Consider the following 12,388-nt stretch of genomic DNA (forward strand, 5'->3'; position numbering starts at 1 on the left):
GGTGGGGTCAGGGTCGCCGCCGGAGGACGCTCGGGCGTCGGGCGCAGCAGGATCGAGGTATGACCGACGACGCTGCCCAGCCGTACCGGCCGGGGCCGACCGAACCGGAGCCGACGCCTCCGGCGGCCACCCGGTCGGCCGTACCCGAATCGCCCGGTGCCGGGGCGGACGGCCCGGCCGTACCGCCCGGCGGGCAAGCGCCCGCCGGCGGAACGGCGTGGGACGACGCACGTCCACCCGTCGCCGCCGCGCCGCCACCCGGCGGAGCGACGGCGTGGGAGAACGCCGCCGCACCACCGTCCGCCGGGCCGGGGGGGCCGGGCGGACCTGGTGGACCTGGTTGGCCGCCCGGCGGGCACGGCGGACCTGGCTGGCCGGGTGGGCCCTCGGGAGGTGGGCCGGGCGGATCCTTCGGGGGCGCCGGCTTCACCTCCCGGTACGGGCTGGTCCGGCCTCGGGAGGGCCGTTACCTGGCCGGCGTCTGTGCTGCCGTCGGCCGGGCCACCAACACCGACCCCGTGCTCTGGCGGGTGCTGCTGGCGGTCCTGGGCTTCTTCGGCGGCGTCGGCATCCTGGTCTACGTCGCCGCCTGGTTGATCATTCCGGGCGAGGGCGACACCGCCTCGCCCATCGAATCCATGCTGGGCCGCGGGCGTTCCAGCATGTCCCCGGTCACGGTGATCATCCTCGGCGTGGTGGTCGCGGTGGGCTTCGGCTTCGTCGTCACCGACGCCTTCCGCGCGGTACTGCTCGGCGCGGCCATCCTGGTCGGCGGGGCGCTGCTGCTGAACCGTCAACAGCGCGAAGCCCGACCCGAGTCGGCCGCACCCGGTGCCGGCGCGCCCGCCAGTCCGCCACCGCCCCCTGGTCCGGTGCCTCCGGTCGGCTATCCAGCTCCGACCGGCTATCAGGCGTACCCGGAATTCGGCCGGACGGCCACCGTCACACCGCCCGCCTTCCACCCCCCCGGCTCGACGTCCGGCGTTCCCTCGCCACCGGCGGGGCCCGGCGGACCTGACGAGCCGACCATGCGGTTGCCGTCGGCTCCGGCATGGCCGACGAGCGCTGCCGCGTCGGGCCCGCCGGTCGCCCAGCCGACCTACCGTCCCCCGTTCGCGCCGCACGGCCCCTACGCCGGTCCGCCGAAGGTGGCTGCGCCACCACCGCCCAAGTCGAAGCCCCCCCGCAAGCCCCGGGAGCGGTCGGCCTTGGGCGCGGTGACCTTCTCGTTGATCTTTGTCGCGTTGGGGCTGGTCGGCGTTCTCGACCTGTTGGACGTCTTCGGGATCGGCGCGTCGGCCTACTTCGCCGCGGCGCTCGCGGTGATCGGGCTCGGCCTGCTCGTGGGGACCTGGTTCGGCCGGGCCCGCTGGCTCATCGCGCTCGGCCTGGTGACCGCCGCCGCCCTGGCGGTGGTGACGGTCGTCGAGTCCTACGACCGGGTCCGCGGCGTGGACGGCGCGGTCACCTGGGCACCGACGAGTCACCGCGACCTCGCCAACCGGTACGAACAGAGTTTCGGCGACGCGGTGCTCGACCTGCGGGCGATCGACTTCAGCCAGCAGGAGACGGAGATCACCGTCGCCGTCAACTTCGGCGAGGCCACCGTGGTGCTGCCACCCAACGTGGACGTCACCGCGGTGACCCGGGTGACCGCCGGTGACGCGAACATCCTCGGCCAGCGGACGCAGGGCATGGACAACCGTCCGGTAGACACCGTCGATCTCGGCCCGGACGGCGCCGGGGGCGGCAAGCTGCGCCTCAACCTGCACGTCAACGCCGGACACATGGAGGTGAGCAGGTGAGGAGTCACCGCACCGACCTGGTCTCGTTCGCCTTCGGGCTGCTCTTCGTCGCCCTGGCCGCCTGGTGGTTGCTCGCCCAGGTGCTCGGTCTCGTGCTGCCACCGGTCGGCTGGTTCCTGGCCGGTGGACTGATCCTGGTCGGCGGGCTCGGCCTGATCGGTGCCCTGCGCTCCAGCCGGTACAACCGCCGGCCGGCACCGACCGATCCCCCTGCCGACACCGGCCAGGACGACTCGGCACGCGACACCAGCGACGATGCGGCCGATCCGCTCCCGGAACGGGCGGACGTCGACACCTCGACGGGTGAGCCGACCCCGGTCAGCTCGGCCGCCCGGACAGCCGAGCCGGAGCCGCCGGAGGACCGCACGCTCGATCTGTTCGGGGCGGCGGAGGAGACGCCACCGTCCGGACGGCAGGGACGCGACGCCTGACCGTGCGTCAGCGGTCGCGCGCCGCCTATGCTGGCCGGTGTGCTCCCGCCAGCGCTGGCCGGCCCGCGCCGCAGGGTGACCCCCGCGGGTCGTCGGCGTGCGCGGGCCGACCGCGCCGCCGGCGGTGACCCTTGCGTCAGTCGCCTCTACCCGTCAGGAGCCCGTTCGAGATGACCCAGTCCCCCGCCGTGCGTACGCCCGACCGTTCCGGTTCGGTCCGCCTCGGCGAGCGCGCCGCCCGTACCCTCGTCTCCGAGCTTGCCCGGATCAACGACCCGAAGACCGCCCTGCTGGTCGGCGCGGCTCCGGAGTCCGCGGTGCTGGCCGCGGCGATCGAAGCGCTGCTGCCCGGCGACACGCTCATCGTGGTACCCGCCGAACGGGTCAGCGCCACCACGCTGCGGGAGCACGTCACCGCCCAGGGCCGCTGGGTCGCCGATCGGGTCCGGGTCGTGGACAGCCTCGCCGAGGCGGAGGCCGCCGCGGTGGTCATCGCCGCCGAGGCGTTCACCGGCACCGCCGAGGAGGCCCGCACCACCATCGGGGCACTTACCAAGTACCTGGCCGACGGCGCGGTGCTCAGCGTCGCCACCGCCGTCGGGCGGACCGCCGGCGCCGCCGCCGAGTTGGACCGGCAGGGCGTGCTGTACGGCGTCGGCAACGACCTGGTGCTGCGCAACAACCCACCGGTACGCGTGTACCGGCTCCGCTTCACTCCGGCCGAGGCCGCCGCGGCGGAGCAGCTCGCGCCCGCCTACCGGCCGTCGAGCGTGCCGCTCAGCCGGGACATGCACATCGACTCCAACGGGGTCGCCGCCGCCGGCATCGCCCTCGGGCTGGCCGCGCTCACCCGACTGGCCCGACCGAAGTCGAAGCTCTGGCTGCTGCCCGCGCTGGCCGCCGCGCCGGTGGCCGCCTTCTTCCGGGATCCGGAACGGGACGTGCCGGAGGATGCGTCGGCCGTGGTGGCCGCCGCCGACGGGCAGGTCCTGTCGGTGCAGCGGCTGACCGACGAACGCTTCGGCGACGGCGAGTTCCTGCGCGTCGCGGTGTTCCTGTCGGTGCTCGACGTGCACGTCAACAGGTCTCCGGTGGCTGGCAAGGTGGTCGACTACTTCGTGGCGGACGGTGGGTTCGTCAACGCGATGAAGCCGGATGCGGAGCACAACGTGGCCGCGTACACGGTGCTGGACACCACCCACGGCACCGTGGTGGTGGCGCAGCGGACCGGCCTGATCGCCCGCCGGATCGTGCAACGTGCTCCGATCGGCGCGCTGCTGGCCCGTGGCGAGCGGTTCGGGCTGATCCGCTTCGGCTCGCGTACCGACGTCTACTTGCCGGCGGAGGCCGCGGAACCGCTGGTCGGGCCGGGCGACAAGGTGATCGGTGGATCGACCGTGATCGCCCGCTGGCGCTGAGTTTCGGACACGGAGACGTCAAGGGCGCCGCGGCCAGGCCGCGGCGCCCTTTCGCAGGTACGGGTCAGACGACGGTGCGGCGCTGGCGCAACCAGAGCACTGGACCGCTGATCAGGTACCCGACCACGATGAGCCCGAAGGTGAGCCGGACGTCGATCAGGGCGCCGACCACCGGCGCGAGCCAGACCCACGGCGGCAGCTTGACCAGCCGGGCGAGCTTGGCGTACGGGAAGCTGCTGACCATGGTGAAGGCGAGCAGAGCCACCCCGGCGATCTGCACCGCCCCCGGCACCGGCATGCCGATCACCACCATCAGGGCGAGCACGGCGGCGGCCATCGTGGTGGGTACGCCGGAGAAGAACCGTCCGTCGTTGGGCGAGACGTTGAATCGCGCCAGCCGGATGGCGGCGCAGGCGGCGACGAGCGCGGCGGCCACCGCGGCGGCGGCCGTCGGCGCGGAACCGGCCAACGAGGCGTAGACCACCACGGGGGCGGCTAGGCCGAAGGAGCACATGTCGGCCAGCGAGTCCATCTGGGCACCGAACGGGCTGGACACCCCGAGCTTGCGGGCCAGCGCGCCGTCCAGGCCGTCGAACGCGACGCAGGCGATCAGGAGGAACGCGGCCAGTCGCACCTCGCCCTGCATGGCGACGAAGATCGCGTTGATGCCGAGCAGCAGGCTGGCCAGGGTGCACGCGTTGACCAGAGCGAACTTCATCCGCCGGGCCGGTGTCCGCTCGCCCGGCAGCAGCGGTGCCGGCGTCGCTGTCGACGCGGCCGACACCGGAGTCGGCGCGACGGGTGGGTTGACCGTGACCGGGCCGACCAGCGGGGCGACCGGGGCGATGGTCTCCATCCCGGTGCGGTGGAACCGCCTCAGGCCGTACCGGCGGCGCGGGCGGTCCTGGTACCGGGGCTCGGGCAACACGTCGGTCGCGCCGTGCAGTTCTGCATCTCGGCGGCCGACGCGAACCAGCAGGACCTGGCGGGCGAGGGTGCCGCTGCGACGCAGCGGGCCCGTCCAGCTTCGCCCTGCGGGACGCGGGCTGTCAGTCGTACGACGCCGGCGCCATGGGGCTCTCGGCACGTTTCCTCCATCACCGGATCGGCTTACCGCCATGTGGCGGGCGTCCGGCTGTCTCGTGCCGGACCTTCCTGGCCCGGCAGCCGTTTTGCGGAGTACACCATCGCACAGGGGGTGGGGGAATGGCGATAGCTGCCGGCGGTACTTATATCTCCTTTAACCGCGCGAACCGCCGTCTTATTCCCATCCGGGACACGATCGCCCGTTTTCTACGCCTGCCCTGCCTCGACTGTACCGGAGGTCGTCCGTCCCGGCTCGGTGGTGAGATCGAAGCGGCCGGGCCACAACGGGTCACCTCGACGAGTCCAGGGCAATGACGGCGATCTCAGTCAGCGGAAGGTTGCGCAGCTCAGCGGGGGTGAACCAGGCGGCGCGGGCGGTGGAGCCGCCGGCCGTCTCGGTCACCGCCGGTTCGGTCGGCACGTCCACCTCCACCCGGTAGACGACCCGGATGCCGTGCCAGTCGAGGGGGTACCCCTCCGGCCCCAGTGCCGCCGGGTTGTGCAGGTTGTCCACCCCGATCAGCTCGGTCACCCGGCCCAGTTGGCCGGACTCCTCGACCAGCTCCCGTGACAACGCGGTGACGGGTTGTTCGCCGTGATCGGTACCTCCGCCGGGCAGGTGCCATCGCCCGGCACCGGGATAGCCCTCGGCGATCATGGTCAGCAACACCCGTCCGTCCGGATCGGTGACCACTCCGTACGCCCCGAAGCGCTGCCGGCGGTCGCCGGCGGGGCCGGGGAACGGCTCCCGGCGGCGCAGGGCACCGGCCGGCAGCGGGACGACCGGCAGACCGACGGCCTCGGCGGTGAACGGCAGCAGCGGCAGCTCGGCCGCCTCGTCCAGGGTCAGCCAACGAGCCAGGTCGGTGCTGCCGTCACGCTCGGCACGCAGCCGCCCACCCAGCACGGTCAGGTCGAACAGCATCCGATCGGTGTGCAGGGCGACCCCGAGTTCCGGGTACGGCACCACGTCCGCGACGACCGCCCGCAGCCCGGTCGCCTCGACGGTCAGCCCGGTCTCCTCGGCGACCTCGCGGACCACCGCGTGCGCGGGATGTTCGGCGTGCTCCAGCCCACCACCGGGCAGCGACCAGACCCCGGGAAAGTCCGCCGACGCGGAGCCACGCACCAGCAACACCCGCCGCTCGGTGTCCCGCAGGACCCCGTACGCCCCCACCCGCCGCACCCGCTCCATCCGCTCCACAACCCCAAGCCCCCGTCCCACCCCGCGCCCGCGCCGCCCGCGCCCCGCACAACCACGCCGATCATGAAGTTATCGCCCTCGCCAAGCGGCTTGGGGTCAAGGGGTGAGTGCAATCGTTAGGGAGCGATGAGGTGCGCGAGGCGTTGGGCTGGGGTGTCCCAGTCCAGCGTTTCGCGGGGTCGGGTGTTGAGTTCGTGGGCGACCTCGTCCAGGCCGGTCTGGTCGATGGTGCGGAAGTCGTAGCTGCTTTTGGGGAAGTACTGGCGCAGTAGGCCGTTGGTGTTTTCGTTGCTGCCGCGTTGCCAGGGGCTGTGGGGGTCGCAGAAGTAGACCGGGCAGCCGGTGGCGACGGTGAATCTCGGGTGGGTGGCCATCTCGGTGCCTTGGTCCCAGGTCAGCGACCGGCGCAGGTGTGCCGGCATCCGGGTGGCCAGGGTGGTGAGCACGGCGATGACGGCTTCGCTGTCACGGCCGTTGGGTAGGGCGCCGAGCATCACGTAGCGGGTGCTGCGTTCGACCAGCGTCACGATCGCCGAGGCGCCGGCCTTGCCGATGACCAGGTCACCTTCCCAGTGCCCGGGCACGGCCCGGTCAGCGGCCTCCGCGGGCCGGGTGCTGATGTGCAGATCCCCGATCCAGGGCCGCCGGCGACGGGCGGCACCCGCGGCGCGTGACTGCGGGCGCCGCTGGGTACGACCCGAACGCAGCGCCACCTGCCGACCCAACTCCGCGCGCAGGTTGCCCCGCGACTGCACGTAGATCGCCTGGTAGATCGTCTCGTGGGACACCTGTGACTCCGGACGGTCGGCGTACGTGGCCCGCAACCACGCGGCGATCTGCTTCGGAGACCACCTACGCGCCAGTTTCCCCGCCACCGTGTGCCGCAGCCGCGTGCCCGGCCGAAGCTTCGACGCCTGCGGCCGCCGCCGAGCCGCGTCAGCCCGCCGCTGCGCCCACTGCGCCTGATACCCCCACCGATACGGCCGACGAGCCCGCCCGGGCGGCAACGACCGCCCGAGCGGATTCTTCGTCCCGTGCCGCGCACTGTGATACCGCGCGACCTCCCGCGACACCGTGCACACCGGCACGCCTAACAGCCCCGCGATCTGCGAGATCGTTCGCCCCGACCCCCACAAATGCTCCAACACCTGCCGATGCCCGAACGTCACCACACCCGGCCTGGCCACCAACACCTCCAGCACAACCAAGATCAGTTGCACTGAACCCTAGAATCCGCCCGGCGTGTCGGAACAATAACTTCATGATCGGCGCGTGCGGGCATGCGTGCATGCGTGCGTGGGCCGGGGGGTGGGTGAGGGTGGGGTGGGGTGGGTCAGGTTAGGTGGGCGGCTTGGACGGCTTCGGCGGTGACCTCGGTGAGGCGGTCGGTGGGCAGGGCGCCGAGTTCCTCCCGGGCGAACCAGCGGGCCTCGCAGGTGGAGCCGCCGACGTCGCCGACGGTGGGCGGAGCCGGCTGGTCCACCACCACCCGGTAGAAGGCCCGCACCCCGTGCCAGTCGATGGGGTAGCCCTCGGGACCGAGCGAGGCGGCATCCCGATGACTGGCCACCCCGAGCAAACCGACGAGCCGCCCGGTCTGCCCGGTCTCCTCGACCAGCTCCCGGATCAGCGCCGCGCTCGGCTGCTCACCGTAGTCGGTACCGCCGCCGGGCAGGTGCCAGCAGCCGGCGCCCGGGTAGCCGTCGGAGACCCGGGTCAGCAGCACCCGCCCCTCCGGGTCGGTCACCACGGCGTACGCGGCGAAGCGCTGCGCCCGGTGCAGCCCGTCCGGGCCGGGTACCGCGTAGAAGGAGGGGAACTCCGGCGGCTCGTCCGGCACGATGTCCGCCGAGGAGGCCGGCAGCCCGAGAGCGCGGGCGGTGAACGAACGCAGCGGCAACCTCGCCGCCTCGTCCCGCGTGAACCAGCGGGCCAGGTCGGTGGGCCGGTCGACCCGGTCGGAGAGCGAGCCGCCCCGCACCGACACCCGGTAGACCAACCGGTCGGTGTGGATGGTGATGCCTCGCTCCGGCAGCGCCCGCATGTCGGCCAGCACGTCGTGCAGGCCGGCGACGGCCACCGACAGGCCGGTCTCGGCGGCGGTCTCGCGGACGACGGTGTGGTGCGGGTCCTCGCCGTGGTCGACCGCCCCGCCGGGCAGGGACCACGTGCCGGGGGTGCCGGAGCGCTCCGATGCGCGGACCAGCAACACTCGGTCTACGGAATCAACACAGACTGCGTATGCCGCGATCCTGCGCAGCGGCTCCAGCATGGTGGTCACGGAGCCAAATTCTCCCCGCCACCGGTTACCGACGCGGAAAAGAGTCGGATTCCTGACTGATGGCTCGCCCCTGAGAGCCGGTTCAGGGTAGGGATCCGGGCGGTCACCGAGGTCGATACGCTGCGCGACGAGGACCGTGGAGACATGACTTCCACACCTCACGCTCCGTACCGGCAACTGCGCCGCCCCACCACCGACCGGATGATCGCCGGGGTGGCCAGCGGACTCGGCCGCTACTTCGCCGTCGACCCCACCCTGGTCCGGGTGGCCTTCGCCGTCGTCACGCTGGTGACCGGCGGGATCGCCGCCCTGGCGTACCCGATCATGTGGTTCCTGATGCCCGAGGAGCCGGCCGGCGCACCCGCCTGGCCGCACCCGACGCCCGGCGCACCACACGGACCCGCCGGCGCGCCGCCCCAGCCGGCCGCCACACCGCACCCCGCCTGGCCGTTCCCCGGGCCGACCGGCCCGGTGCCGCACGCCGGACCGCCGGCACCGACCGCCTGGCCCCCGGCGGCCAGCCCGCCCGCGCCGCCGCCCGCACCGGTCCAGCACCCCGACGCCTCGTCCGGCTCGGCGCCAACCGACGCCGAAGCGGCCCATCCGGAGACCACGCCGGAGACCGGGACGACGCCGGAGCCGGCACCGCGATCGGCGCCGCAGCCACCGGCGTGAGGCACCGTCAGCGCACCAGGACGGGGCACGGCGTCACTCCCATTCGATGGTGCCCGGGGGCTTGCTGGTGACGTCCAGCACCACCCGGTTCACCTCGGCCACCTCGTTGGTGATCCGGGTGGAGATCCGGGCGATCACGTCGTAGGGCAACCGCGACCAGTCGGCGGTCATCGCGTCCTCGCTGGAGACCGGGCGCAGCACCACGGGATGCCCGTAGCTGCGCCCGTCACCCTGCACGCCGACGCTGCGCACGTCGGCCAGGAGCACCACCGGGAACTGCCAGACACCCCGGTCGAGGCCGGCGGCGCTGAGTTCCTGGCGGGCGATGAAGTCGGCCCGGCGGAGCACGTCGAGCCGCTCGCGGTCGACCGCCCCGATGATCCGGATGGCCAGACCGGGGCCGGGGAACGGGTGCCGCCAGACCATCGCCTCCGGCAACCCGAGCTGGAGGCCGAGCGTACGGACCTCGTCCTTGAACAGCGTGCGCAGCGGCTCCACCAGGGCGAACTTCAGATCCTCGGGCAGCCCGCCGACGTTGTGGTGGCTCTTGATGTTCGCGGTGCCGGTGCCGCCGCCGGACTCGACCACGTCGGGGTAGAGGGTGCCCTGCACCAGGAACTCGACATCGCCGTGCGAGGCGATCTCCCGGGCGGCGGCCTCGAAGACCCGGATGAACTCGCGGCCGATGATCTTGCGTTTCTGCTCCGGGTCGGTCACCCCGGCCAGCGCACCGAGGAAGCGGTCGGCCGCGTCGACCACCTTGAGCTTGATGCCGGTCGCCGCGACGTAGTCCTTCTCCACCTGCTCGGCCTCGCCCGCCCGCAGCAGCCCGTGATCGACGAAGACGCAGGTGAGCTGGTCGCCGACGGCCTTGTGGACCAGTGCGGCGGCGACCGCCGAGTCCACTCCGCCACTCAGACCGCAGATCACCTCCTTCTCGCCGACCTGCTCGCGGATCCGGGCCACCTGCTCGTCGATGATGTTCTCGGCCGTCCAGGTCGGCTCGATCCCGGCGATCTCGTAGAGGAAGCGGGTGAGCATCTCCTGCCCGTGCGCGGTGTGCCCCACCTCCGGGTGGAACTGCACGCCGGCCCGCCGCCCGGCCACGTCCTCGAAAGCGGCGACCGGCGCGCCGGCCGACTCGGCGGTCACCGTGAAGCCCGCCGGCGCCTCGGTCACGCAGTCGCCGTGACTCATCCACACCGGCAGGTCGGCCGGCAGATCCCGCAGGAGTACGCCGGGGTCGAGCAGTCGGGGACGCAGCGGGGTGCCGCCGTACTCGCGGCTGCCGGTGCGCGCCACCGTGCCGCCGAGGGAGCGGGCCATCGCCTGGAAGCCGTAGCAGATGCCGAAGACCGGCACGCCCGCGGTGAACAGCCCGTCGTCGACCTGCGGAGCGCCCGGCTCGTAGACGCTGGCCGGACCGCCGGAGAGGATGATCGCGGCGGGATCGCGGGCCAGCATCTCGGCCACGGGCATGGTGTGCGGAACGATCTCGGAGTAGACCTTCGCCTCACGCACCCGACGCGCGATCAGCTGGGCGTACTGGGCTCCGAAGTCGACCACGAGGACAGGACGCGGCAGGCTCATAGCCGGCAATCCTACCCAGCGTGACGCCCTCTCCCCGCCCGCCCCTTGCCCACCGCGCAACCCGCCGATCATGCAGTCGCGGCAGGTGATTCGCCACGTTCTGCGCTCTTTGTCAGGTGCCACAACTGCATGATCGCGGGGCGGTCAGGGGTGGCGGAGGGCGGCGGGGGCGTGTGGCGGGACGGCGGGGTGGTGTGGGGGGACCGGAGGGAGGGGGCGGTACGGGGTGCCGGGGGCGGGGCGGGGGTCGGGGTCACCCTTGTTGGGCCAGAGGGACAGGGCGCGCTCGGCCTGGGCGGTGATGGTGAGCGACGGGTTGACACCCAGGTTGGCGGAGACGGCGGCGCCGTCGACGACGTGCAGGCCGGGGTGGCCGTGCACCCGGTGGTAGGGGTCGATCACCCCGTCGGCGGCGGTGGCACCGATCACCGCTCCGCCCAGGATGTGCGCGGTCACCGGGATGTCGAACGGCTCGGTCAGCGCGCCGCCCGGCGTACCGTCGATCTCCTCGGCGAGCAGCCGGACCGCCTCGTTGCCCGCCGGGATCCAGGTCGGGTTGGGCGGGCCGTGACCCGGACCGGAGACGAGCCGGCGGCCGAGCGGCCCGCGCCGCATCCGGAGGGCGAGCGAGTTGTCGGTCGACTGCATGACCAGGGCGATCACCGTACGCTCCGACCAGCGGCGGACGGAGAGCATCCGGGCGGCCACCCGCGGCTGCCGGAGCAGTTGCCCGAGCCACCGGCGCAGCCGGCGCGGCCCGCCGTCGACCAGCAGCGACTGGAGCAGCCCCATCGCGTTCGAACCCCGGCCGTAGCGGACCGGCTCGACGTGGGTCTGCGGATCCGGGTGGAACGAGCTGGTGATGGCGACCCCCTGGGTGAAGTCCACGCCACGCTTGCGGGCCCGCCGGTGCGGCACCGAGGCGCCGAGGATCGCCTCCGAGTTGGTCCGGGTCAGCTCGCCGAGGCGGGGTGAGAGGCCGGGCAGATGGCCACGGTCCCGCATCTCGTGCAGCAGCCGCTGGGTGCCCAGCGCACCGGCCGCGAAGACCACCTGGTCGGCGTGCACCACCTGCCGCCGTCGGCGCAGCCAGGCACCGGTACGTTCGGTCTCCACCTGGTAACCACCGTCGACCGGCCGGACCGCGCGGACAGTGGTCAACGGATGTACCCGGACACCGAGCCGCTCGGCCAGCCACAGATAGTTCTTGACGAGCGTGTTCTTGGCTCCGACCCGGCAGCCGGTCATGCAGGCGCCGCAGTGGGTGCAGCCGGTACGCTCCGGGCCGGCCCCGCCGAAGTACGGGTCGGTGACCCGCTCGCGCGGCCGGCCCAGGTGCACACCGACCGGGGTGGCGTGGAAGGTGTGCCCCACTCCCATCCGCTCGGCGACCCGCCGCATCGCCCGGTCCGCTCCGGTGGTGATCGGGTACGTGGTCGCTCCGAGCATCCGCTTGGCCTGGTCGTAGTGGGGGGCGAGTTCGGCCCGCCAGTCGGCGAGGTGCCGCCACTGCGGGTCGTCGTAGAAGGCGTCAAGCGGTTCGTAGAGCGTGTTGGCGTAGACGAGTGAGCCACCACCGACGCCCGCGCCGGAGAGCACCAGCACGCCGCCGCCGGCTCGCCGGTCGGCCGCCCGGAGCAGGGTGATCCGCTGGAGGCCGAAACAACCCAGCCTCGGTGCCCACAGGAAGCGCCGCAGCCGCCACGACGTCCGCGGGAACTCGTCGTCGGCGAACCGTCGGCCCGCCTCCAGGACACCGACCGAGTAGCCCTTCTCGGCCAGCCGCAACGCGGCGACGCTGCCGCCGAAACCGGACCCGATGACCACCACGTCGTACCGCATGGACGCATCATTACTTGCGAGTAGCTCTCGCGCCAGGACCCTGTTCCGCGCGATCA

The 12,388-nt window shown here is 72.9% G+C and carries 8 protein-coding genes and 2 pseudogenes; 4 read left to right on the forward strand and 6 right to left on the reverse strand.

Annotated features, from left to right (window positions below; genetic code table 11):
• The first annotated feature begins 59 nt into the window (after positions 1 to 59).
• The 3 genes and pseudogenes from O7605_RS05775 (at position 60) to O7605_RS05785 (ending at position 3,654) form a co-directional block, all read left to right on the forward strand.
• Positions 60 to 1,805: a PspC domain-containing protein gene (locus tag O7605_RS05775; RefSeq protein WP_269738241.1), complete on the forward strand. Its 1,746-nt coding sequence runs from the start codon at positions 60 to 62 to the stop codon at positions 1,803 to 1,805.
• Positions 1,802 to 1,984: pseudogene (locus tag O7605_RS05780) on the forward strand (hypothetical protein); the annotation flags it as partial. The gene O7605_RS05775 and the pseudogene O7605_RS05780, both read left to right, overlap by 4 nt.
• Positions 1,985 to 2,406: 422 nt before the next feature.
• The gene (locus tag O7605_RS05785; RefSeq protein WP_269738242.1) at positions 2,407 to 3,654 is read left to right on the forward strand and encodes a phosphatidylserine decarboxylase; all 1,248 of its coding nucleotides are present in this window, start codon (positions 2,407 to 2,409) and stop codon (positions 3,652 to 3,654) included.
• 64 nt (positions 3,655 to 3,718) lie between these two features.
• Here O7605_RS05785 and O7605_RS05790 read toward each other — a convergent pair whose 3' ends face one another.
• From O7605_RS05790 to O7605_RS05805, 4 genes are all read right to left on the reverse strand, one after another.
• Complete coding sequence (locus O7605_RS05790; protein WP_269738729.1) at positions 3,719 to 4,666, reverse strand: CDP-alcohol phosphatidyltransferase family protein; 948 nt, start codon at positions 4,664 to 4,666, stop codon at positions 3,719 to 3,721.
• Between the two features lie 363 nt (positions 4,667 to 5,029).
• Complete coding sequence (locus O7605_RS05795) at positions 5,030 to 5,935, reverse strand: NUDIX hydrolase (protein WP_269738243.1); 906 nt, start codon at positions 5,933 to 5,935, stop codon at positions 5,030 to 5,032.
• 125 nt (positions 5,936 to 6,060) lie between these two features.
• Complete coding sequence (locus O7605_RS05800; RefSeq protein WP_269737567.1) at positions 6,061 to 7,164, reverse strand: IS30 family transposase; 1,104 nt, start codon at positions 7,162 to 7,164, stop codon at positions 6,061 to 6,063.
• A gap of 113 nt (positions 7,165 to 7,277) precedes the next feature.
• The gene (locus O7605_RS05805; RefSeq protein WP_269738244.1) at positions 7,278 to 8,225 is read right to left on the reverse strand and encodes an NUDIX hydrolase; all 948 of its coding nucleotides are present in this window, start codon (positions 8,223 to 8,225) and stop codon (positions 7,278 to 7,280) included.
• A gap of 144 nt (positions 8,226 to 8,369) precedes the next feature.
• Here O7605_RS05805 and O7605_RS05810 point away from each other — a divergent pair.
• Positions 8,370 to 8,711, forward strand: a pseudogene (locus O7605_RS05810) (PspC domain-containing protein); the annotation flags it as partial.
• Positions 8,712 to 8,933: 222 nt separating this feature from the next.
• Here the strand turns inward: O7605_RS05810 and guaA are convergent.
• On the reverse strand, positions 8,934 to 10,490 hold the full coding sequence (guaA, locus tag O7605_RS05815) for a glutamine-hydrolyzing GMP synthase (RefSeq protein ID WP_269738245.1): 1,557 nt from the start codon (positions 10,488 to 10,490) through the stop codon (positions 8,934 to 8,936).
• Positions 10,491 to 10,634: 144 nt separating this feature from the next.
• Positions 10,635 to 12,332, reverse strand: a complete 1,698-nt coding sequence (locus tag O7605_RS05820) for an FAD-dependent oxidoreductase (RefSeq protein WP_269738246.1) — start codon at positions 12,330 to 12,332, stop codon at positions 10,635 to 10,637.
• Positions 12,333 to 12,388: the final 56 nt, after the last annotated feature.

The organism is Verrucosispora sp. WMMA2121 (genome assembly GCF_027460185.1).
GTDB lineage: Bacteria > Actinomycetota > Actinomycetes > Mycobacteriales > Micromonosporaceae > Micromonospora > Micromonospora palythoicola.